Raw genomic sequence first — 23,803 nt, forward strand, 5'->3', positions numbered from 1 at the left:
TTCTTGAGTTCCGTCCAAATTCGCTTTGGTCCATTTTTCTACGCTTTAGGCTTCTCTTGTTTCCAGTTTCTAATCCCGTCATCCTCTAGAATCCCCAATGCGGCATCTGAAATATTAGGATCACGCAGCAGAGCATCCTCGACTCTAAATTTAATATCATCAGCATCTGCCAGCGTCATGCCCGAAGTAAGCTCGATCACCCCTTCGACGTGATAGTAACGTCCTTCCTGCAAAATACGCATTTGAGAAATATCGGTCACATGTGTATCTGCCAAAATAATGGAAGCCACACGTTCTTCGATATCAGGAGGTGCAGATACACCAATCAAGCCCACCATGTTGTCATAACCGACCCGGAAAGCTACACCGACCATCAGACAGCCGATGAGAATACTCGAAATCCCGTCCAGCAGCTTAAAATCTGTCAGCGATGTGACAACTACAGCAAGCAGGGCAAGTACCCCGCCTGTCGTTGCTACCAAATCCTCATAGAACACCAAGCGGGTTGGTGGCGCAGCACGTCCCACATGACGAAAGGCAGAGGTAAAAATACCTAGCCCCTTCGCTTCCACTCTGGATTCATGCAGCACTTCTTTCATCGCTTTGCTCCATACAAATCCGTCAACCACCAATGACAAAACCAGCACCACTACATTAATCCAAAATCCTTGTGCGGATTCGGCCGGATGCTGCAGCAAATGAATTCCTTCCAATACAGTTTCGTAGGCCATAATCGTTACGACAATAACGGCAACCATACAAAAAAGATTAATTACCCGTCCGAAGCCGGTAGGAAAACGTTTCGTAGGTTTTTTCTCTGCCAATACACTACCCGCAAATACAAACATTTGGTTCACCGCATCCGCAATGGAATGCATCATCGTAGCAAACATAGAGCCGCTGCCTGTCAAGGCAAAAGCAATCCCCTTAATCAGGGCAATGCCAGTATTACCCAATGCCGCCGAGCCTGAAGATTTATTTCCTTTTTTGACCATACTCCAAAAGGAGTCCTCTTTCTGTTTCACTTCCATCTTGTAGCTCCTCCTGAGGTATACATAATCTGACATATCCACATTATGTAATCGCTTGTTATGTATTATTTTTAACCCGTCCATATTCTACCTAACCAACTGAGGAGAATCAATACTCATGATAATATATTCCATCGTAACGATTCCCCATGACTCTCACGAAACGGAAGATCGTAGCTACGGATTCCTCAAAGCAAAAAGCCGTTGATCTAGCAGAACCGTTTCATTGCGGTGAACGGTCTGCTGTGTCAACGGCTGCAAAACTTGCTGACTTAACTTCGTTCATTCAGCCAAATGGCAAGCCACCCAGTGATCTGGACGAGCTTCACGATAGCGTGGAATCTCTTGAGAGCAGCGGTCGATTGCAAAGGGGCAGCGAGTATGAAACTTGCAGCCCGAAGGCGGATTCACCGGACTTGGAATATCCCCCTTTAGCAAAATACGTTCTCTTTTCAGCTTCGGCACCGGAATAGGCACAGCCGACAGCAACGCCTTCGTATACGGATGCAGCGGATTGCCGAATAGCTCGTCACGCGAAGCTGTTTCGACCATAGAGCCTAGGTACATCACGCCAATACGGGAACATAAATGTTCAACTACACTTAAATCGTGGGAAATAAACAAATATGTCAGCCCCCGCTCGGCCTGCAATTTGGCAAAGAGGTTAATAATCTGTGCCTGGATGGACACATCCAGCGCTGACACCGGCTCATCGGCGATGATCAGATCCGGTTGAAGCGCCAACGCGCGGGCAATGCCGATCCGCTGACGTTGACCTCCTGAAAATTCATGTGGGAAACGGTCGATATGATATTCCGACAATCCGCACAGCTTGAGCACGTCCAGCACGATCTGCCGGACCTCTTCTTTGGTAGCTATACCGTGATCGAGCAGCGCCTCACCAATGGCATCTCCGATTCGTACACGCGGATTCAGCGAGCTGTACGGGTCTTGAAAGATCAGCTGAATTTTGGGACGAAATTCCTGCATCCCTTTGGCCGACAAGCTGTGGAGATCCACCCCTTTGTATTTTACGGTACCATCTGTTTTATCCGTCAATCTAACAATCGTGCGGCCCACCGTGCTTTTACCGCTCCCCGATTCCCCCACCAGGCCAAAGGTTTCACCCTGACGGATCGTAAAGCTTATATCGTCTACTGCCCGCACATGTCCTGAAGTACGGTTCATAAACCCCGACTTCACCGGGAAGTACGTTTTTAAACGGTCTATTTCCAACAACGGCTCAGCCATGAACAACCGCCTCCTCATATAACCAGCAGGATGCTTTCTGCTGAGCTGCAACTTCTTTTAATGTAGGCTCCTTTATACGACAAATGTCCATACAATGCCCACAGCGGTCATGAAAATAACAGGACGTCGTCAGCTCTAGCGGATTAGGCACCTGCCCGGGGATGGAATACAGCTCCTTTTGACGCTGATTAAGCACCGGTTTGGACTTGAGCAAACCCTGCGTATAGGGATGCTTGGGGTGATTGAATAGCTGCACCACTTCGCCTTCCTCGACGATCTTGCCCGCATACATCACAATTACATAATCTGCCATCTCCGCAACAACACCCAAATCATGGGTGATCAGCATAAGCGACATATTGGACTGGGCTTTAAATTCACGCAGCATGTCGAGAATCTGTGCCTGAATTGTTACATCCAGTGCCGTGGTCGGCTCATCCGCAATAAGCAGCTTTGGACCGCAAGAAACAGCAATGGCAATCATAATGCGCTGCAGCATCCCTCCGCTCAGTTCATGGGGATAGCTTTTTAATATCTGCTCCGGTCGGGATATGCCGACCTGTTCAATCAACTCCAGTGCCCGCTTGCGAGCTTGCTTTCGGCCCATCTTTAAGTGCTCAATCAGTGGCTCCGACAGTTGTTCACCAATGGTCATAACCGGATTTAATGAAGACATCGGCTCCTGAAAAATCATGGAGATTTCATGTCCGCGAATCGTGCGCATCTCATTTCTACTAAGCTCTAGCAGATCGGTTTCCTCAAAACGGATACTTCCGCCTGCCACTTTACCACCGGGACTCTGAATCAGGCCCATGATCGACATGGCGGTAATACTTTTGCCGCAGCCCGATTCACCCACAATGCATACCGTCTCCCCCGGCTTCACGCGAAAGCTGATATCATCCACCGCTTTGACCGTTCCTTCTTCTGTATAAAAATGAGTGCTTAAATGTTCAATAGAAAGTAAATTGTCCATGGTGCATGATCACCTACCTCTTATGTTTCGGGTCGAGTACATCCCGCAGCCCGTCACCAAAAATATTAATAGCGATGACTGTAGCAAAAATAGACAGGCCTGGCGGTATCCACAACCAAGGTCGTTGCTGAAAATCAAGCACATTGTTGGCGGCATCAATCATATTTCCCCAAGTTGGTGTCGTGGGCAGCACGCCAAGACCAAAGAAGCTGAGTACAGATTCACTCAGGATGGCTCCGCCAATGTTCAATGTAGCGATAACGATCAGCAATGGCAAAATATTCGGCAGCAGATGCTTAAAGAGCTTTCGGCGATTCGATAGTCCTAGCACCGTCGCGGCTTGCATAAATTCACGTTCCCGTAAACTAAGCATCTGACCTCTCACCATCCGTGCAATCCCCGGCCAGTTGACTAGACTCAGCATCAACATGACGATATACATCCGTTGATCAGGCGGAACCTTCCAGTCAGATAACAGCGCCCCCATAATAAATAGCAATGGTAAACTGGGTATCGTCAGCAGCAAATCGGCAATGCGCATAATGATTTGATCCGCAATTCCGCGAAAATAGGCGGATATAACCCCTAGCGTTGCTCCTAAAAAAACAGACAACACCATAGAAGCCAAACCTACAGTAAGAGAAATTTGACCTGCCTGCATCACACGTGTCAGCACATCCCGTCCCAGCTTGTCTGTTCCTAGCCAGTGATGGATATTCGGCGCTTTGTTCATTATTAATATGTTCGTTTTGTTATCGGAATAAGGAGAAAATAACGGACCGATAAAACAGAGCAAAAACATAAATACCACAACAAGCAGTCCAGTCATAGCAAGCTTGTTTCTGAACAGCTGTCGGAGCGCTTGCTGCCACATTGAAGATTTGGCAGTTGTGCGCAGTCTGCTGTTGCTCGTGCTCAAATTACTGCTCACGGATGACATTCCTTAGCCCCCTTACTACACTTTCACACGCGGGTCAGCAATGCGATACAAAATATCGGATAACAGCGTCCCGATCACGCTCAATATGGCAATTAACATCGTAAAGCCCATAAGCAGCGGATAATCCCGAAGCGAAAAGGATTGCATGTACAACTGACCGATCCCGGGCCAGTTAAAAATCTTTTCAATAATCAGAGATCCGCCAAACAGCGCAGGCAATTCAAAGCCAACGAGCGTAATCGCAGGCAATAATGCATTTCTCAATGCGTGTGTAAAAAGCACCTTTCTTTCCTTTAAGCCCTTTGCACGGGCTGTGCGGACATAGTCCTGCTGGATCACGTCGATCATATTGCTGCGGAAGTAGCGGGTCAGCGAACCCAATCCCAGCAGTGTCATTACGATCACCGGCAAGGTCATGTGCTGGAGAACCTCCTTCACATACTCCAAGCCTGTAGCGTTACTGCCCGTATTAAGCATGCCGCCCGGTGGCAGCCACTTCAGATCGACCGCCGCAATTTTGATTAGATATAGTCCAATAAAAAAAGATGGAACAGACATCGCGGCAAAAATTAACACCATGACCAACGTATCGAACCATGAATACTGCTTGTAAGCAGCTACTACACCAATAATGACCGCAATCAGCCAGGTCAGGAAAGTCGATACAATGGCTAACAAGAACGAGTTCCAGATATATTCATTAAACAAGGTCAGCACTGGTTTCTGTTGGGCGAGCGAATAGCCGAAATTACCATGCAGCGCGTTGCCTAGCCAGTTTCCGTAGCGCTCAAGGATAGGCTTATTCAACCCGTAAATTTCCCTGAGCTCCGCCTTTCTCTCTGGCGATAGCTTCAGATTACCGCTAATGAAATCCCCCGGTGTCATGGCATACAGGAAAAAAATCATCATTGAAGCGGCCAACAAAATAATAATCATATACGTCAGTCTTTTCGTTAAAAACGAGCTCATGACAGACTCCTTTCAATTCATGGTCGGGCTACCCATTACGCATCCTCCATTTGGGAGACCCCTTGATCCGAACATGACGTTCTTCACAAGGGGCCTGCAAAGGTGGCTTATTTAAGGGACCATTCGAACAGATTACCAGACAAGCCAATGAATGGGCTGACCTTTACATGTTCCATCCGACCATTGTAAGCATATACTGTCTTCTTGTAGTTGGTGAAAATAACAGGGAGTTCATCATTTAGCAGCACATATAGTTCCTTATATATTTTCTTGCGTTCTTCTATATTCGTCGTAGCCAAGCCTTTTTCATAGAGCTCTTTGAGCTTCGGATTGTTATATCCCTTGATTTCACCATTGACGAATGGCTCAATTCCATCAGATGGGTCTGTCAGCATGGCTGTCGAGAAGGCCGCGAGATCATAATCTTTGCCTTCTACTTTAGCGACCATCGCATTAAAATCTGCGAAGATTTCCGGTTGCAGGTCAACACCAATCGCTTTATAGTTCTCAGCCGCAAGCGCAATAAAGGTATCTGTTTCCGGACGTTTGGAGGTCAGCAAGTGAATGGTCAGCTTTTGACCGTTTTTCTCACGTATGCCGTCACTGCCTTCTACCCAGCCTGCTTCATCTAGCAGCTTTTTTGCTTGCTCCGGGTCGTAGTTGTATGGATTGATCCCATCGGTCGTGTATGACCAGAATATAGGAGAAGCCGGAATGTTGGCGACCGCCCCTGCTCCCTGTGCTGCATCAACATAAATGCTTTTGCGATCCAATCCATAGGTCAATGCTTGACGAACCTTTTTATCCTTCAGCTTTTCATTTTCCAGATTGACTTGCAAATATCCGTAGGTGCTCGGGGTATATGGAAGAATATTCAAAAAGCCAAGCCCTTTCAGCTTGTCGATATTTTCCTGCGTTGCAGTGAAGGATGCAAAATCGGTATCACCTGTTTCGATGAATTGCCATGCATCACCTTCCGCTGTCTTATAAATGAAGTGTTTCGTTTTCGGCTTGCCTTTAAAAAAGTGATCATTCGCCTCCAGACGAACTTCTTGCCCCGGAATGAATTTTTCAAGCTTATATGCCCCATTCCCCAATGGGCTACCATGCAGATTTTTAAAATAATCCAGCTGTCCGAACTTATAATCCTTACCGTAGTAAGCTTTGGACAGCACATATTCACCGAGAATGGTTAGAGCCAGCGCGTTCGGCTTTTCCAATGTTACTGAAACAGTCTGTGGATCGATTACCTTAATTCCATCAATTTGCTTTGCCTTGCCTTCCGTGTAGGCTCTGCCGCCTTTAATGTTCAGCTTCCGAATTTGGCTGTCGCCAGGATAAGCTTTGTCATAGATCAACGTCCAGGTAAAAGCGACATCCTCTGCTGTCAAAGGCGAGCCATCGCTAAATTGAGTACCGGGAACTAGATGAAACGTATATGTTAGATTATCCTTGGAAATATCCCAGCTCTTCGCCAGATTGGGCAGCGGAAGTCCCTTCTCGTCTACCGTAACCAGCGGAGTCCATAACTGCGAAATGACGTTGCCGTCATAGCCGCTTTGATTAAAATACGGGGTGAAAACCCCGGCCGGGTCAGTCAGACCAACAATAATGGTGTCGTTTCTTTTTTTGGATACTTCCGGCAATTTGGACATATCAGAAGCCTTTACCAGACTTGTTAATGGCTGCGCTGTAGCTACTGTCTGTGTGTCTCCATTGTTTTGAGCAGCAGAATTGTTGGCGCTATCCGATCCCCCATTGGAGCAAGCCGCCAGCAAGGTAGAGCTCGCCAGAAGTAGACTGCTAAGTAAAATAATACTCTTTTTCAACATAATCCCCCCGAATTAAATTATTAAATTCCGATAGAACAAGTTGTGATTAAGAAGATAGTCCTCATTATAGGAATTTATTAGGGTTCTGTAAAGGGAGAACTGCATTTTTTTATATAAAAAATCTGCTCATAAACATCGATCCGAATTCATGTACAAATATAAATAAAACCTCTCAATCCCTAATAGTAGATTGAGAGGCAGTCTCTTACTGATTACTATATTATTTTTTACAGCATGGATATAATGAATCGTCTGCACAATCAAAAACGATCAAACTCCCCGATGGGATCTTGGCAAACAAATAATTAATTCTATATTCGCTCCATGTAGCCAAGGATACTCCCATGCATCTCATCCACAGCTGCAAGCCGTGCACTGTAGCCGAGCAATGTTTCGCCATCAAAATGTGCATGAATGAAGCCAGCGGCACGGAGCTTAAATATATGATCGTGTGTGATTCCCTTGGATAGCTGGAGATGACGGACAATCTCAATAAAGGTTCGCGGAGATTGGCTCTGGTACAAATATTTTAAAATCTTGAGCCTGCTCTTCTCCCCCAAACTTCGAATCATGCGATATTCCTGTGGTGATAAAAAATCATCTTCCTGGACATATACTCCTGCTGAATAATGACATAACAAAAGTGAGCCAAATTGATAAATAATATTCATCGGCTGAAAATGATATTGCGGTACCAGCAACACCTGCGTTAGTCCTGCGGAAGGCTCGAATCGGAATCCATTAGTTATACGATCCACCCACTCCATAGAGTCATATACGTTCTTCTCCCGCTTTCTGCGTTCAGCTTCCAGTTTCAAGCCGCTGAGAATCCTTGTATCCACGTGACGAAAATACTCCTCGTTCCAGCCGGATAGCAGTTGCAAAGCAAGTTTACGGAGGTTCTCTATGTCGTCAGACAGCGGAATCCCATAGGCTGATGCCTGTTGTTTTAATTCCGGTAAAGTCTGGCTTTCCAAGCGGTCTACGACCTCTTCAATGCCCCCCTGATCAGAAAGCATACAGACAAATCCATAAATAACCTTCCAATCTGCATTGATTTCCATGGACCCTACTAAAGCAGACAGACTTGGAGACAGCGTTCCACGCACTTGTTCCGCCCACCCGGATGATAAATCAGTTTTTTTGTAAGCCTTGCGGCAAATAAAAGTGTGTAAGCTGCTGAGCAGTTCAAACACCGGTCCGTATGCTACATGTACATCGTAAGGAGCATTCACGTTGTGACTCATCGCTTTCTGTCCTCTTTTCTTTCATATCTGATGTCCATTATACATACTATCGTACATCCGTTCATTCTTAGTGATTCATTCATACGAGAATTTAGCACATTACTGATGCAAAGCCAAAGCCAGATCCATTAGAGTCAAACTGTTTATCCATAAAACAAAAAAAGGGTATTCGGATTTTATGGTGGAGACAAAATCAAAACATTTGCCTTAAAAATCGGAGAATATGGTGGTATTTTTCTAAAGGCTTGATTTGTAGCGATATCTTAGTACAATGGTTTTATGACTACTCAAAAAATAATAAATGACGAGCTCAGAGTCAAAATATTTAAGGCGTTAGCCGATGAAACAAGATTGGACATCATACGAGCTCTATACGCCAGCAAGAAGGAAATGAATTGTGGAGAAGTAGGACATATTCGCGATACTACGAAATCGAATACTTCGTATCACTTGCGTGCTTTAAAGGAGGCGAAATTGATCAAGGTACGAAAAGAAGCTCAAACGAAGTATATGAGCATCGATTTGGAGACATTTCAAACTTACTTACCTGGATTTCTGGATACGTTGTAGAAAGAAATTCTTTTTTTTATTCATTAGTTCAATAATCTTTGAACTATAGAACTAACTAAAAAGGGTGATTAGAATGATCAAATTAACTGCTTTATTTTTCCTCATCATGTTTGTTATCGGTACGGATACGTTTTTGATTTCTCCGCTCATCCCCACTCTTCAGAGCTTGTTTCATATCCCGACTGAATATTCCGGTTGGATGGTGGGGTCTTATGCTTTAGGTTATGCCATTTTTGCACTGATTGCTGGACCGCTTTCCGATGGATGGGACCGCAAAAAAGTAATGCTTGCCGGCATGGTATGCTTCTCGGTTTCAACCATGTTATGCGGCTTTGCCACAGGTTTTTGGTCAATGTTCTTCTTCCGTTTTTTAGCCGGAGTCAGCGCAGCATTTACGGCGCCTCAAGTCTGGGCCTCGATCCCTGCTCTGTTTCCAACGTCAAAAATCGCCAAAGTATCAGGAATCGTCATGGCAGGCTTGGCTGCTTCCCAAGCGTTCGGCATCCCTATTGGAAGTCTGCTTGCCTCAAACCATTGGTATTATCCTTTTTTTACAATCGGTGCATGTGCATTATTGGTAGCAGTATTCATCTTCTATGCTTTGCCCGAAATGAAACCAAATCAAGGCCAAAAAACCAAGACTCCGGTTTTCAGTAGATACATCCCACTATTGAATAGCCGAATGGCGAGAAAGGCTTTCCTCGCTCATTTCTTATTTCAATGTGGATTCTTTGCTGCCTTTTCTTTCATTGGAAAATGGGTGACGGATCGCTTTCACCTTTCAATTGATCAAGCGGGATACGTAATGTTTTTTCTTGGTCTTGGGAATATAGTCGGGAGCTTCGGCGGTGCCTATGTGATCAAAACGTTAAACCGTTTCAATACGCTGGTTGTAGGCTTTCTTGTCTCTATCATATGTTTTATTGTTTTGCCTCTCTTGCCGTCGGTTGCGGCTTTCGAAAGTGTTTACTTTTTCATATTCGTTAACATGGGGATCGCCTTTCCCCTAATATTGGGAATGCTGAATTCATTAAATCCGACCATCCGCGGCACGATCTCCAGCTTGGCCAATTCAATCATGTACGCTGCGACAACGCTCGGTTCTTGGATCGCAGGCCTGATTTACGCGACTTTTAACGGTTTTTCCGCCGTAGGCATGTTTGCGGCTATATGCTTTGCCGGTTCGTTGTTATCTTTTATATTCAGCGGTATTTTGACCAGTCACGCAAAAACAAAAAAGGAACTTGCATCATAAATGCATAGAAGAAATTCATATGGATATTCTAAATCTTTCAAAATTCAACATCCTAAGTATCAGTGAGAATGAATTTGATTTTCTAATACAAGTGGTGACGAACTCTCCACCTTTGGCTTGCCCTCATTGTGGATGCATAGCCAACCTTTACAAACACGATAGCAGGGAACAGATCTACATGGACTTGCCTATTCACGGCAAGCGTGTAGGCCTTCTTTTAAAGCGTCAGAGGTATCGCTGTAGAGACTGCAATCGAACCTTTTGGGAACACTTAGACCACACCATAGACGAAAAGCGAAACTGCACCAAACGATTATTGTCTTATATAGAGAAGCAAAGCCTTAAACGCACGTTTGTCAGCATATCCGAGGATGTTGGATTGCATGAAAAAACGATACGTAACATCTTTCGTGATTACATTAATCGTCTTAAAGAAACGCTTCGATTTGAAACTCCTAATTGGCTTGGGATTGACGAAATACACATTATTAAGCCAAGATGCGTTTTAACCAACATTGAGGAACATACTTTGTTAGACGTTTTGCCCAATCGTAACAAGGAAACCGTTGTAGGCTACCTCTCACGCCTTCCAAATCGAGGACAAATACGATACGTCACAATGGATATGTGGCAGCCATATAAGGACGCCGTGAGGGCTATATTGCCAAAAGCTCTTATCATCGTCGATAAGTTTCACGTTGTCCGTATGGCAAACCAAGCGTTAGAAACCATTCGTAAGCAGCTCCGAGAAGGATTATCGCCAAAAGAGCGCCGCGGGCTGATGCACGACCGTTTTATCCTCCTAAAACGCCGTATAGAGCTTACAGAGATGGATAAGATTACGCTTGACCTTTGGACAAAAAATCATCCTTCTCTCGGCACTGCTTATGACTTAAAGGAATCATATTTCGATATTTGGGAATGTGATAGCAGACAGACGGCATTCCTTAAATACAACGAATGGAAAGTTAAAATACCAACTGAACTGCAATCCGCTTTTGAACCACTTACAAAGGCTATGAAGAACTGGGAACAGGAAATATTCGCCTACTTCGACCATCGCATTACAAACGCTTATACGGAATCTCTAAACAGCCTTGTTCGAGTCATTAATCGTTTAGGCAGGGGATACTCTTTTGAAGCCCTACGAGCCAAGATACTCTTTACAGAGGGACTTAAAAAGCAACGTAAGCCTAAGTACCAGAGGCGGTTTGATAGCTACGATCTACGGGAGGGAAACTTCCCGATGCTTAATATGCCACCTGTTGGAGTTGTTCGTGAGCCAGAAGAAATAATCTTGCTGGGAATCGATTTTTCCACCTTGATCGAGAAATTGGAGAAGGATCAGCTATAAGCCCTTCTCCACCATAAAATCCGAATATCCTAAAAAAGGTTATCTCCCACCAAGAATCGCAGGAGACAACCTTTGAATACCTATATTTCTATTCTACGTATCTTTTATCGGATAGGAAAACGAGAGGTGTCCTTCTTGACCTGGCTCCAGGTATAACGCAACATCCAGGTATCCCACTCGGTGATCTTAGGAGAATTTCCGGCCCACATAATCGTAGGCATAGGGAACCCGCCAGGTGGACGCTCGTGCTCTTCGTAGAAATCAGGCAAGCCAAATCCATGCCCCATCTCATGCTCTGTAATCTGTACTTCATCCGAATTCAAGGTGTTCAGGATATAATCATCAGGCATACGTTGTCCCCAGTCACCGCCGGCTCCACCCTGAAAATTAGACGTTCCCCATAAGTACATATCAAACCGCTTGTCCAGTCCACCCGGATAAGTATAGTTAGGGTCCATAAAATGTTCAAATCTCGATAGTGCATTAGGAGCAACCGGAAGTTTAGCAGGAATATTGGGGTCTGTTTTACTTAAGTCATCGGTAATTGTATCTGTGTAAACGATTTCATTAGATTGTTTATTAAGAATCTGCGACGGATTTGCAACGGCCCAACCAACTATTTTTACAGTAATATGATCATACGGCCAGCCATCATATCCCTTTAACTGCTTATTCCAGTTATTTATTTGGCGACTTAGCATGGAAGCCATATCTTTACGCTGCTGAAGCGTGATATTTTTAGAGGATTGCCAGCGAACTACATAATTGAGTGTTCCTTTGCCTGCATAAATTTGATCAAAAATCAAGTTTTTACGGTTGGTTGAGCCTTCTTTGACCATCCTATTCTTCCAAACCCATTCTACCGAAGGCTTAAATTTAGCAGGTAGTTCAGCGGCAGCCAAGCTATTACTCATTGTTTCTGTATTCGAAGTGCTTTCCAAATCTGAGGCTGCTAAACCGACATTAGCCCCGCCAACCAGTAAAGAAGCAGCCATTACCAATGAAAAAGAAGTCCTGATCATTCCTTTTTTCTTCGGCATTTTTTCAACCTCCGTACCTGTTATTTTTACGAGCACACTTAAAATGACAACGTTTGTTCTCTCACCTACACCCACTCTAAATTTTGAATTAAATAACAATTTTATATTATCATTGGAATAATATACCGTCAAACAAAAAGATCCCCTCTTAATAGAGAGGGGATCAGCTCCATAGAGTAGGATCGGGTTCCTACTCTATGGATTTCAATGCCAATTCAGCCAGTGAAGCCAACAGCTTCGCTGTTCCCGGCAGTGCGCGTTCGTCCAAATCAAAGGAAGGATGATGCCATTCCTGGCTTCCCGCAGTGCCGACAAAGACAAACACACCGGGGATGTTCTTCTGATAAAGCCCAAAGTCCTCGCTTGCCGAGGAAGGTATGGGGCGAACGACCTCCAGACCGACTGCTTCGGCCGCCTGCTCCGCGATCACAGCCAACTTACTGTCGTTCAGCACAGGTGGCGGACCCTCAATCCAGCGGATGTTCGCTTTCGTACCAAAAGCATCAGCTACGCCCTTGACGATCTGCTCAAAGCGTTCAGCCACCTGGGCTCGAACATTCTCGTCAAAGGTGCGGATTGTTCCATCCAAATGGGCGCGGTCTGGAATAATATTCCAGGCGTTGCCACTGTGCAGCTTCGTGACACTGATGACTGCGCTGTCGAGCGGATTAACGCTCCGACTCACAATGGATTGCAGCGCCGTAATGATATGTGACGATACCACGATGGGGTCAATCCCTGCATGCGGCACTGCCGCATGTGTGCTCAAACCCTCCACCTCGATGTAAAATCCGTCTGCCGCTGCCATTAGCGGACCTTCTTTGATGCCGACCGTGCCTACGGGCAGGTCTGGCTTGTTATGCAGGCCGAAAATGGCCTGCACCCCTGCTAACGCACCGCTGTCCAGCACTTGGGCAGCGCCTTTGGCTTTCTCTTCGGCTGGCTGGAACACCAGTCGAACCGTCCCCTTCAGCTTCTGCTCCCGCTGCTTCAGCAATACGGCTGCACCTAACAGGGATGCCGTATGAAAATCATGCCCGCAGGCATGCATCTTGCCAGGATATATCGAAGCATAAGGCAATCCCGTCTCCTCCTGGATGGGCAGTGCATCAATGTCTGCACGAAGCGCGACAGTTGGACCGTCCTGCTGTCCGCCGATTTCCGCTACCAATCCGGTACGCAGCGGCACATCCAGAATAGTTATATTCTGTTCTTCGAGCAGGCGGCGAATATAGGCGGTAGTTTCAACCTCCTCGTTAGACAGCTCGGGATAACGGTGCAGATGACGGCGAATTTCTACCAACTTCTGCTCCAAAACCTGCTCCTTCGTCCCGGTTGATCCACTCATCCCTACTCCTCCTTGGTGAATCCATATTGGTTACAACTTTCTTATGTCAATAGTATCTAGGACTGCACAGGCAACCCGGCAAAAGCTTCATGCAACAACTCGAATGAGCGCACACGCTTGTCGATATCCCGTATGCCTGTCGTTACAATCAGCTCATCTGCTTGATACTTCGCTTGAATTTCCGTCAGCACAGCATAGATTTCATCTTTATTTCCTTTGTTAATTTGTGCTTGTGTAACTTCAATTGTATATTCTTCACCCGATTGCTTACCGAATTCCTCTGCACTTTCCAGCGCACCCACCGTAGCCGTTTTGCCACTGGCCAGGTGAATCTTGTACAGCTTCTGCTCACCTGCCAACTCCGCTGCTTCTTCGGAAGTGTCTGCCACAATAACCGATAGCGCAAAAAGTGCCTTCGGCTCACGTCCATAACTGTAATCGAAAGACTCCCGATACGTACGGAATGAATCCAGTGCAACCTGCTCACTACTATTAATAAATTGCGAAAAAACATAGGGTAACCCCAAACGCGCAGCAATTCCAGCACTGTCTGTACTTGTACCCAAAACATAAATCTCTGCTGGTGTTTCCGGAATCGGATTCGCCTGTAATCCGGCCAGCGGTCCTTCTTCAGGCGGGATATTATGAATATAGCGACTTACTTCATCAATTTTCTCTTCGAGAGAAGGTGCATCATGCACGTTGCGTTGTAACGCCTGTGTGGATTTTGGCAACCCGCCTGGCGCACGTCCGATGCCCAAATCTACACGACCCGGTGCAAGAGAGGCTAGCACATTAAAGTTTTCAGCCACTTTATATGGGCTGTAATGCTGAAGCATCACCCCACCAGACCCGACTCTAATACGCTCGGTGCGTGCCAACAGATGGGAAATGAGTACCTCTGGCGATGAGCCTGCAACCTGCTCGGAATCATGATGCTCTGATACCCAAAAGCGCGTGAATCCCAATTCTTCTACACGCTGCGCCAGCTTAATCGTGTTACGAAGGGCCTGTGCCGCCGTTTCACCCTCGTGTATAGGGCTTTGATCCAACACTCCGATTTTAATGCTCATGTCTCCCTCTCCCGTCTAAATTGAATAGTTATATTCTGGTGTAATTCGTTTCAGGAATTGTTGGGTACGCTCCTCTTGGGGGTGGTTAAAAATGGCGTCTGGTGTGCCCTCCTCGATAATATGACCGCCATCCATAAATACCACATGGTTTGAAACATCGCGCGCAAAGCCCATTTCATGTGTCACGACAATCATGGTTATGCCTTCCTTCGCAATCTTACGGATTACCGACAGCACCTCACCCACCAGCTCAGGGTCCAGCGCCGAAGTCGGCTCGTCGAATAAAATCACCTCCGGGTTCAGCGCCAAAGCACGCGCTATGCCGACACGCTGCTGCTGCCCACCGGATAGCTGGCTCGGATAATGATTCAGTTTTTCGCCGAGGCCAACCTTTTCCAGCACTTCAACACTGATTTTTTTCGCTTCCTCCTGCTTAAACTTGCGGACAACGACAAGTCCCTCCATGACATTTTCCAGCGCGGTTTTATGCTTGAACAAATTATATTGCTGGAAGACCATAGCCGTCTTTTTACGCAAGGCCACAACATCCTTCTTCGCAGGTCGCTTGCAATTCAAGGTAAAATCTCCAATGCTGACTTCTCCGTCATTCGGCTTTTCCAGATAATTAATGCAGCGTAGCAAGGTTGTTTTTCCTGAACCGCTTGGTCCTAAAATAACGACGACCTCGCCTTTGTTCACGGTCAAATCAATGCCTTTGAGCACTTCATGTTTGCCGAACGACTTTGTAATATTTTGCAGACGGATCATGATGCTCGACCTCCATTAAATACATTGATTTTTTTCTCCACAAAGCCGGATATTCGCTCAATCAATACCGTCAATCCCCAAAATAGCAGAGCTGCCGCAATATACACCTCTAAATATTTCCAGTTTGTGGATGCCAGAATTTCAGCCTGAGCCTGTATTTCTGTGACCGAAACGGTGAAGGCCAAGGTAGAACCATGCAGCATCCCAATAACAGAATTCGTCAGGTTCGGCAAACTCACCACGAATGCCTGCGGAAATACAATGCGTCTCAATACTTGCCATGTCGTCATACCAACCGCATAAGCCGCCTCAATCTGCCCCTTGTTGACCGACTGGATTCCAGAACGGACGACCTCAGACATATAGGCGCCACTGGTAATGGAGAACGAAATGAGTGCAAATACCATATAAGGAACGTCTTTGGATTGCTGTGACCATCCGAAATGCTTCGTTCCTGCATCAATCAACAAAGGCAAACTGAAATAAATAAGCAGCAGATGCATCAGCATCGGTGTACCTCGGATAAAAGTAACGTAACCGTGAGAGATCTGGGACAGCACAGGAACGTTATAAATTCGTGCCAACGCCGTTATAATCCCGATGACCAACCCTGCCAGCACGGAAACCACTGTAATGATTAAAGTGTTGGGCAACGCGGAGAACAATCCTAAAAAGGCGGTGTATACAAATCCAAAGTCCAGACTCATATGCCTTTACCTCCTTTACTCAGACGAGGACTTCTCAGGTAACGCACCACAAAACCTTTTCGTTTGGCGGGCTCTTTCTGTACTGAATCTCTATGCTCATGCCGGAGAAGTGTATTTTCCAGCACTTTGAATAATTTTTGTAAAATTAGACTGATCACTAGATAGATAAGGGACAACGCGATATACGTTTCCACAAAATGCTGGGTAGCCGAACCCAATGTTTGCGATTTTCCTGTCATCTCCATCGCACCGATCGTAAACGCCAGCGAAGTATCCTTCAGATTGCCAATGACTAGATTGGAAAATACCGGAACCACTACAGCCAACGCTTGCGGCAAGATGATACGTGTAAAAGTTTGATAGCCTGACATGCCGACTGACTGTGCAGCCTCGATTTGTCCCCGATCTACAGCACCTACGCCAGACCTGATAATTTCGGAAATAAAGGCTCCACTATTGAGCGCGTAGGTCGCTACGGCAAACCACAACACATCCCATCTGGAGGAATTGATATCCACCAGCTTTAGTAGCTCTGGCAGGCCGTAATACACCAGAAACAATTGAATTAGAATCGGGGTCCCACGGAAAAAGGAAACATACACCTGAGAAACACGTTTGAGAAATGGAATGTTATACATGCGAGGCAGCGCAACCAACAGACCAATGATCAGTCCCAACACAAGCGAGCTTGCTACAATAAACAAGGTGATGTGCAAATAGGACAGCATTTTCGGGATAAAGCTAAAAACATAATCAATATTGAACTCTCTGCTCATATGCCTGCCTCCTTTCTATACATCAGCGGTCAGAATACATAAAGTACCCTGACCGCTGAAATGTCCAAGTCTATCCTTACTTCTTACTGCTGGTACTCTCTTTTTTCACATCCTCCAGGGACTTCGTGAAATCCTCTCCAAGCCATTTAATGCTCAGCTTCGACAGCGTACCGTCGTCCTTCACTTCCTGAATGGCTTTGTCCAGGTCATCCGCCAATCCTTGCTCATTTTTGTTCAGTACATACAGTACATCTGATTGAGTCAAAGGATCACCAACGGTTTTCAGAGCTACTTCTCCTTTTTCATCGGTGTTAAAACGGTTCGCAAAGTCTGTCGTAACGGTAGCATCTATACGGCCGCTCGTAATTTGTTGCACCGTATCATTGGCTGCACCACTCGTATACACGATATTCAGAGCATCTCCGTGGGTTTTGTTATATTCTTTCAGCACATACGCCGCATTACTGGTTGGACTGGTAAGTACCTTTTTCCCTTTCAAATCATCAATGGAATGAATGCTATTATTATCCTTCGCTACAGCTACTCTGTTTAGAAAAATGCTATACGGATTTTTGTTGAACAGATACTTGGCTTCGCGTTCCGGGTTTTTTTCCATTTGATGCGATACCAGATCAATCTTGCCGGCATCGAGACTGAGCAGCAAATTTCCAAAATCCATCGTTTTGAATTCAAACTCGTATTGAGGTAGGCGCTTGTCCAGCTCCTTAATCAGCTCAACGTCAAAGCCTGTTAAATTTCCGTTTTCGTCAATAAAGCATACATTTTTAAATTGAGTGCCTGTGCCTACAATAATTTTCTTCACGTCTCCGCTTGAACCTGACGCACTAGACGTGTCATCTGAGGAGCCGCAGCCTGCCAACACCAGAATGATTGCCATAACAGACAATATTGCAAACCACTTTTTCATATGAATCCCCCTCATCTCTTTGCATATCAGCAGTTTGCGACATACATGGTAGCTATAACATTTAATAATTAACAATTCCTATAAACTTAATTGGTTTTAAGATGTGATTAATTTAACACCTGTAATCCAATACGTCAATCCACCAACCTATAGGACTTTTCTATAACAAAACAGACTCCCTGAAGCCTTCTGTCAGTGCATCTGCAAAATCGGAGGACACTGCGCAGTCTTCTTTGGTTGCGATTATGCTAATCTGCATAGATACCCCAGCCACCTCCGGAACATGAACACGGAACAGCTTCTGATCCTTCACTTCACGGTTCACACAGACATCCGGCAAAAAGGCAATGCCCGCTTCTTGCAATACCAGCTTTTTGGCCGTGACCACATTGTCTACCTGAAAAGCAATATCCGGTGGCTGCTCCAGTGATTCAAAAGATCGATGAATCCTCATCCAATCTAATGAGCCGCATTCAAAAAATACCAGGGTTTCACGCTGGATATCCTGTATGCTGGCCTTTCCTGTCTTCGTAAACGGGTGGCCTTCATATACATACAGGGAAATCGGATCTTCATAAAAGGCAAGCGTACGAATAGCCGGATGCATCACTTTACGGACAAAACTAATGTCTACCTCACGGTTCAACAGCTTATGTAGCAGTTGATCCGTCGTAGCGGTCACAATTTTGTAGTTAACCTCCGGATAGCGAGCACGAAGCTGCTTTAGTATTTCAGGAATGATATAGTTCGACACCGATATCGTGCAGCCAATTCGAATTTGCTGAGGGGCTTTCTTGCGCTGTTGAAGCTTTTGCTTCCCTTTTTGCAGCACTTGCAGCATCTGCTCCGCATAAGGAAGGAACTTTCGTCCATCCTCCGTCAGAATCGTTTGTTTGCTTTGGCGGTCGAATAACTTACACTCAAGCTCGCGTTCCAGCGTCTGAATCCGGGCTGTGACAGAGGGCTGTGACAAGAACAATGCTTCTGCCGCCTTGTTAAAGCTTCCATAATGATTCACGTATACAAAGGCTTCAATATTCTCGATATTCATACGCAAGTCCCCCAGTAAGTTTTATATACATTTATCCAATGAGTTAACTTGGTTTTTTGTATCATAAAACTCACTGAACGACCTGTCAATGGAAATATTGAAAATATCTATAACTTCAATAGCTCATTGAGTTCTTTAACAGAACGTTCCAATCGTACAATCAACTCTTCGGACAACCCATATGCTCCACCCGGCAGGCGCTCGACCCACTGATCCACTGCATACACCCCACCAAGAATATGTCTTCCCCCCAGTGCGCTTAGAACCGGCTTCAGGGCATAGTCAATGACCAGCAGATGGGCCAGTGTACCGCCGATAAATAAAGGCAAGACAGGTTTCCCTCTCAGTCCCTCCTGCGGAACCAGATCCAGAAATATTTTCAATAGCCCTGAATAGGCCGCTTTATATACTGGCGAAGCCACAATGACGGCATCCGCTGCTGCAATCAACGCAAGCGCTGCTGTGACGTCGGGACTATTAAAGTTAGCTTTGATCAAATCCTCAGCGGGCAAGTCGACCACATTCAGTAATGTAACCTCCGCTCCAGCCTCTCGCAACTGCTCAGTTGTATAGTGAATCAAACCGTATAAACGGGATTGTGTAGACGGACTGCCCGATAGGATGACAACCTTGGACATCTCTTTCCCTCCTTCTGTTATGCGTCAACTTTCACTTTGGATCTGGCTGCTGTATAACGATTCTCAGGAATAGGCACACCCAGGTTTTCACGTAGTGTGTTAAATTCATAATCCTGACGATAAATGCCACGCTCCTGCAAAATAGGCACAACTAGATTTACGAAATCATGCAGGCCCGTTGGCACATCGGAACCGATAATGAATCCGTCTGCCCCTTTTCTTTCAAACCACTCTTGCACTCGATCTGCCACCTGCTCAGCAGTTCCGATAAAAGAGGTTCTCGGCGTAGCTGCACGTAGCGCAACGTCACGCAGCGTCAAATTCTGTTCCTTGGCTGTTCGTTTGATTTTATCTGTACCGCTGCGGAATGAATTACTGCCAATACCATCAAGCTCAGGGAATGGCTCATCCAGCGGATATTGTGAGAAATCATGATGATCGAAGAAACGCCCCAAATATTTTAACGCAGCCTCAATCGTTACTAAATTGGTAATCTCCTCATACTTACGTTCCGCTTCCTCTGGCGTGCTGCCAATAATCGGCGAAATGCCCGGCAAAATGACAATATCCTCTTCCGCTCTGCCATAGCGTACTGCACGTTCCTTCACATCACGGTAAAACTGCTGTGCTTCCTCCAATGTTTCATGTCCTGTAAATACGGCATCCGCTTCCTTGGCAGCCAGGTTTTTGCCATCTTCTGAGGAACCTGCCTGGAAAATAACCGGCTGTCCCTGCTTGGATCGTCCAATGTTTAGCGGACCCTGCACAGAGAAAAACTCACCTTTGTGGTTCAGTGTGTGCAGCTTGTCGGGATCAAAGAATACGCCGGCTTCCTTATCACGAACGAACGCATCCTCTTCCCACGAGTCCCACAGTCCTTTAGTAACCTGCAAATATTCTTCGGCAATTTTATAGCGCTGTGGATGCGATGGATGCTCACCTTTGTTAAAGTTAAGAGCAGAACCTTCCAGCGGGGAAGTCACCACATTCCAGCCTGCACGACCTCCGCTAATATGATCAATGGAAGAAAACTGGCGTGCTACCGTGAACGGTTCGCTATAGGAAGTCGACAATGTGCCAACTAATCCGATATGCTTCGTCACCCCAGCCAAAGCAGACAAAATCGTAATTGGCTCAAAACGGTTCAGAAAGTGAGGAATGGATTTTTCGTTAATAAACAGACCGTCTGCGATAAATACGAGATCAAACTTCCCTTCCTCTGCCTTTTGTGCCTGCGTTTTATAAAAATCAAAATTAACACTTGCATCCGCAGGTACATCAGGGTGACGCCAAGTCGTCATGCTTCCCCCAACACCGTGAATAATCGCACCCAATTTAATTTGTCTATTCTTAGCCATGCTCTTCCACCTCTCTTGAATATAATTGTTATACCGCTTGATTATAACTTTCCAGCACTTTACCCAGCTCTTCCAGATCCGGGTTAAGAAGTGCTTCATATTTGTTATCTCCACCTATCTCTACGACAGGAACATAACGAATACCATATTTGGTCTCCAACACATCACGCAGTGCATCATTTCCGTCCACCTGGATATTTTCATACGGCTGATTTTGGGATTTCAGGTACGATTTGATCTCTCCACAAAAATGACAGCCGGTTTTGCTCCACACTACAACTTTAGGTTTGGACGACATATACATACCTCCGTGAGTTTAATGTTTATAATCCCGATGAATTAAATAAGAATTATATCTATAATGTATCCTGCTCCCTCTTTTCCGTCAATCGCTTGTGTAATAGACAATGGTAATTGAACGATAGAAAATTTTAATTTTATATTGTATTTAATCGGTTTGGTGACAGCCTGTATATTTAAATTTAGATAAATTGGAGTTTAAATGGGACTTGGCGCGGACATCCTTGGAATAGTAGCGCCCTTGTGGCGAAATGAAATGAGGTTGAACAAATGCAGGAATGGACCATTGTAGCTTTACGTACGTTATTAGCCATCGTTATTCTTTTTGTGATTACCAAGATTCTCGGAAAACGTCAGGTATCACAGCTTTCCTTGTTCGAATATATAACCGGAATCACCATCGGTAACTTGGCTGCTTCTATACCTTTGGAACGCGAATCCTCCTGGTACTTGGGTACCGTATCGTTAGCCGTATGGGTACTGACAACACTTTGCATTGAATTTTTGCAAATTAAAAGCAAGAAAGTCAGGGATTTATCAGATGGAAAGACGACAGTTCTAATCAAAGACGGCAAAATTTTAGAGGATAATCTGAGAAAGGAACGACTTACCCTAGATGAATTGATGGAGCAGCTACGAAGTAAGAATGTGTTCAAAGTAGCTGATGTAGAATTTGCTCTTATGGAAACTAGTGGCGAAGTCAATGTGCTGTTAACCAAAGACAAGCAGCCTGTGACGCTTAAGGATCTGAATATGCTGCAATTACCGGAGAAGGAACCCACAGCTGTCATTATGGACGGACAACTCATGGAACAACAAATGGCATATATGGGGATTACTCAGCAATGGCTGGATGCCAAGCTAAAGGAAAAGAGTTTGACGGTCAAAGATGTGTTTTTTGCCCAGGTGGACACGCAAGGAGAACTATATATTGACCAATATAGTGATAATGTACAACAGTCCAAGGTACAAGACTCTAATCAAGCTGTACTGACTCTTTTGGAACAATGCACTACAGAACTGCAAAAGCTAGCATCTGGTTCCAGTGAGCAGCAAAGAAAACAGCTATACGAGCAATGCTCACAAAGTTTGAAAGAAGCTATTCAAGAGATGAAACCGATAAATACATCTAATTCCTGACACATACGAATGGCCCGTAAGAATAAACTCCAGAAACACCCCTGCTTTCTATCAAATTTGCTGAAACAAACATAGCGACGTAAAGGCTCTGATGTTCGAAGAAAATAAAGTTGTAGACTGGAGTTGCTGATTTTACGCGATTGTCCACTTCAAAGGTCGTCATCTTTTGAGAAATATGTTTTAGACTGACCGACAAATGCAACAGCGGCAGATAAGGACGCGAAAATAAAATCCTAGACTGGCCGCTGTTGTGGTCAACATTCAACTTTCGTGTCCCGTTAGTCTAATAACTCTGCAGTTTGTAAGAAAGCGTCCAGCCGCTCCTTTTGAAGAAGATGATGACGGTAATGCATCTCCACCATCGTGAACCATTCGACCGCGTTTAACGCGCCGAAGGCTACGGCCGGATGAGTCGCCTTTCGCTGCAGCCGCTCTGGGTCTATGTTCTGTAGCGACGCCCCAATCTCATGCATGCGGCGCCTTGCTTCCTCCAGCTTGGCGACAAGCTGCTCCTTGCTCTCTGGCTGAGGAGGCGTATGTTGCAAGTCGGCAGGTACCTGAATGCGAATCGGTGGGAAGCTCCCTTGCTCAAACACGGCATGACCGGCCTCCGTCTTCCCGCCGCCCTCCTCGCTGCCGCCACCGAGCGCCATGCACTGCTCCGCAAGACGGAGCTGCAAGTTCAGCGTGGAATGGGGCAGATGCAGGTACATTTGCCCAAGCGACCATTCGTTCTCGCTTGGCTTGCGACACAGTTCCGCCAGACTATACTTGTCCAGCTCCCGAACATAATGCTTCGAAATCTCGTCGAACCTTACCAAAATATCCTTAATCCCTATGTTCTTGTTCATCAAGATCATCTCCTCGAATACTGAATTACTCTCATCATATGAGAGGGCTCAAGAATAAAGCATATTTGTAGCTTATATCTTTTATACTTTATTTTCCAGTCTAAAACTATATTTTCTAATTGCACCGGCCGCCGTCGCCAGTGCGCCAGTCTATAACTTTATTGATCTCAGTCTAGTTCTTTATTGTTTAGTCTAAAACATTATTATTCGCTAACATCTGACTCTTTCCTAAACGTCATACACTTAGCCAATGGATTTGGAAAATGAAAAATCAAGAAGACGTTTCCAGATGTACCAGAAACGTCTTCTTGATTTTTTTACAGATTAATATGACCCAACAAGGTAAGGAGTCCCATATTTCTTCTTAAATCATTCTCCCAAATGAACTCGTAAGCTGTTG

23 protein-coding genes are annotated in these 23,803 nt (G+C 45.4%); 4 read left to right on the forward strand and 19 right to left on the reverse strand.

Annotation, left to right across the window (positions count from 1 at the left end; genetic code table 11):
- Positions 1–38: 38 nt before the first annotated feature.
- The 7 genes from C0638_RS22210 to C0638_RS22240 all read right to left on the reverse strand — a co-directional run bounded on the left by C0638_RS22210 (position 39) and on the right by C0638_RS22240 (position 8,246).
- Positions 39–1,031 carry a cation diffusion facilitator family transporter gene (locus C0638_RS22210; protein WP_040101466.1) on the reverse strand — a complete coding sequence of 331 codons (993 nt, stop codon included), beginning with the start codon at positions 1,029–1,031 and terminating at the stop codon, positions 39–41.
- A 282-nt stretch (positions 1,032–1,313) separates the two neighbouring features.
- Complete coding sequence (locus tag C0638_RS22215; RefSeq protein ID WP_013370914.1) at positions 1,314–2,282, reverse strand: ABC transporter ATP-binding protein; 969 nt, start codon at positions 2,280–2,282, stop codon at positions 1,314–1,316.
- Positions 2,275–3,258, reverse strand: a complete 984-nt coding sequence (locus C0638_RS22220) for an ABC transporter ATP-binding protein (RefSeq protein WP_040101467.1) — start codon at positions 3,256–3,258, stop codon at positions 2,275–2,277. The genes C0638_RS22215 and C0638_RS22220 overlap by 8 nt, the downstream gene beginning before the upstream one ends.
- Positions 3,259–3,271: 13 nt before the next feature.
- Complete coding sequence (gene opp4C, locus C0638_RS22225) at positions 3,272–4,198, reverse strand: oligopeptide ABC transporter permease (protein ID WP_040101468.1); 927 nt, start codon at positions 4,196–4,198, stop codon at positions 3,272–3,274.
- Positions 4,199–4,213: 15 nt separating this feature from the next.
- Entirely contained in the window at positions 4,214–5,167 is a 954-nt protein-coding gene (locus tag C0638_RS22230) for an ABC transporter permease (RefSeq protein ID WP_040101469.1), read from the reverse strand.
- A gap of 107 nt (positions 5,168–5,274) precedes the next feature.
- A complete protein-coding gene (locus C0638_RS22235) occupies positions 5,275–6,999 on the reverse strand; it encodes an ABC transporter substrate-binding protein (protein ID WP_040101470.1) in 1,725 nt (574 codons plus the stop codon).
- A 311-nt stretch (positions 7,000–7,310) separates the two neighbouring features.
- Positions 7,311–8,246, reverse strand: coding sequence for an ArsR family transcriptional regulator (locus tag C0638_RS22240; protein WP_040101471.1), 936 nt, complete (start codon positions 8,244–8,246; stop codon positions 7,311–7,313).
- A gap of 279 nt (positions 8,247–8,525) precedes the next feature.
- Between C0638_RS22240 and C0638_RS22245 the strand changes: the two genes are divergently transcribed.
- The 3 genes from C0638_RS22245 to C0638_RS22255 all read left to right on the forward strand — a co-directional run bounded on the left by C0638_RS22245 (position 8,526) and on the right by C0638_RS22255 (position 11,425).
- Positions 8,526–8,816 (forward strand): ArsR/SmtB family transcription factor, encoded by a 291-nt coding sequence (locus C0638_RS22245; protein WP_058710457.1) that lies wholly within the window; start codon positions 8,526–8,528, stop codon positions 8,814–8,816.
- A 73-nt stretch (positions 8,817–8,889) separates the two neighbouring features.
- Positions 8,890–10,071 carry an MFS transporter gene (locus tag C0638_RS22250; RefSeq protein ID WP_058710458.1) on the forward strand — a complete coding sequence of 394 codons (1,182 nt, stop codon included), beginning with the start codon at positions 8,890–8,892 and terminating at the stop codon, positions 10,069–10,071.
- A 19-nt stretch (positions 10,072–10,090) separates the two neighbouring features.
- A complete protein-coding gene (locus tag C0638_RS22255) occupies positions 10,091–11,425 on the forward strand; it encodes an ISL3 family transposase (RefSeq protein ID WP_040101473.1) in 1,335 nt (444 codons plus the stop codon).
- Between the two features lie 104 nt (positions 11,426–11,529).
- On the opposite strand, the gene C0638_RS22260 is transcribed toward C0638_RS22255, so the two are convergent.
- The 11 genes from C0638_RS22260 to C0638_RS22310 form a co-directional block, all read right to left on the reverse strand.
- On the reverse strand, positions 11,530–12,465 hold the full coding sequence (locus C0638_RS22260; RefSeq protein WP_040103738.1) for a hypothetical protein: 936 nt from the start codon (positions 12,463–12,465) through the stop codon (positions 11,530–11,532).
- A gap of 190 nt (positions 12,466–12,655) precedes the next feature.
- Positions 12,656–13,813: an amidohydrolase gene (locus tag C0638_RS22265; RefSeq protein ID WP_040101474.1), complete on the reverse strand. Its 1,158-nt coding sequence runs from the start codon at positions 13,811–13,813 to the stop codon at positions 12,656–12,658.
- Between the two features lie 56 nt (positions 13,814–13,869).
- The gene (locus tag C0638_RS22270) at positions 13,870–14,886 is read right to left on the reverse strand and encodes an LLM class flavin-dependent oxidoreductase (RefSeq protein WP_013370903.1); all 1,017 of its coding nucleotides are present in this window, start codon (positions 14,884–14,886) and stop codon (positions 13,870–13,872) included.
- Between the two features lie 15 nt (positions 14,887–14,901).
- Positions 14,902–15,654: an amino acid ABC transporter ATP-binding protein gene (locus tag C0638_RS22275; protein ID WP_013370902.1), complete on the reverse strand. Its 753-nt coding sequence runs from the start codon at positions 15,652–15,654 to the stop codon at positions 14,902–14,904.
- Positions 15,651–16,361, reverse strand: a complete 711-nt coding sequence (locus C0638_RS22280; RefSeq protein WP_058710459.1) for an amino acid ABC transporter permease — start codon at positions 16,359–16,361, stop codon at positions 15,651–15,653. Before C0638_RS22280 ends, C0638_RS22275 begins: the two co-directional genes overlap by 4 nt.
- Entirely contained in the window at positions 16,358–17,137 is a 780-nt protein-coding gene (locus tag C0638_RS22285; protein WP_040101476.1) for an amino acid ABC transporter permease, read from the reverse strand. Before C0638_RS22285 ends, C0638_RS22280 begins: the two co-directional genes overlap by 4 nt.
- A 76-nt stretch (positions 17,138–17,213) precedes the next feature.
- On the reverse strand, positions 17,214–18,065 hold the full coding sequence (locus C0638_RS22290; RefSeq protein ID WP_040101477.1) for a transporter substrate-binding domain-containing protein: 852 nt from the start codon (positions 18,063–18,065) through the stop codon (positions 17,214–17,216).
- A 160-nt stretch (positions 18,066–18,225) separates the two neighbouring features.
- Entirely contained in the window at positions 18,226–19,116 is an 891-nt protein-coding gene (locus C0638_RS22295; protein ID WP_040101478.1) for a LysR family transcriptional regulator, read from the reverse strand.
- Positions 19,117–19,223: 107 nt separating this feature from the next.
- A complete protein-coding gene (gene ssuE, locus C0638_RS22300) occupies positions 19,224–19,754 on the reverse strand; it encodes an NADPH-dependent FMN reductase (RefSeq protein ID WP_013370897.1) in 531 nt (176 codons plus the stop codon).
- 17 nt (positions 19,755–19,771) lie between these two features.
- The gene (locus tag C0638_RS22305) at positions 19,772–21,112 is read right to left on the reverse strand and encodes an LLM class flavin-dependent oxidoreductase (protein ID WP_102163801.1); all 1,341 of its coding nucleotides are present in this window, start codon (positions 21,110–21,112) and stop codon (positions 19,772–19,774) included.
- A gap of 28 nt (positions 21,113–21,140) precedes the next feature.
- The gene (locus C0638_RS22310; protein WP_025679072.1) at positions 21,141–21,410 is read right to left on the reverse strand and encodes a glutaredoxin family protein; all 270 of its coding nucleotides are present in this window, start codon (positions 21,408–21,410) and stop codon (positions 21,141–21,143) included.
- Between the two features lie 272 nt (positions 21,411–21,682).
- On the opposite strand from C0638_RS22310, the gene C0638_RS22315 reads away from it, so the two are divergent.
- The gene (locus tag C0638_RS22315; RefSeq protein ID WP_025679071.1) at positions 21,683–22,552 is read left to right on the forward strand and encodes a DUF421 domain-containing protein; all 870 of its coding nucleotides are present in this window, start codon (positions 21,683–21,685) and stop codon (positions 22,550–22,552) included.
- Positions 22,553–22,830: 278 nt separating this feature from the next.
- On the opposite strand, the gene C0638_RS22320 is transcribed toward C0638_RS22315, so the two are convergent.
- Positions 22,831–23,403 (reverse strand): DinB family protein, encoded by a 573-nt coding sequence (locus tag C0638_RS22320; protein ID WP_102163803.1) that lies wholly within the window; start codon positions 23,401–23,403, stop codon positions 22,831–22,833.
- Between the last annotated feature and the right edge of the window lie 400 nt (positions 23,404–23,803).

Origin of the sequence: Paenibacillus sp. lzh-N1 (assembly GCF_002872435.1) — a bacterium.
Lineage (GTDB): Bacteria > Bacillota > Bacilli > Paenibacillales > Paenibacillaceae > Paenibacillus > Paenibacillus polymyxa_C.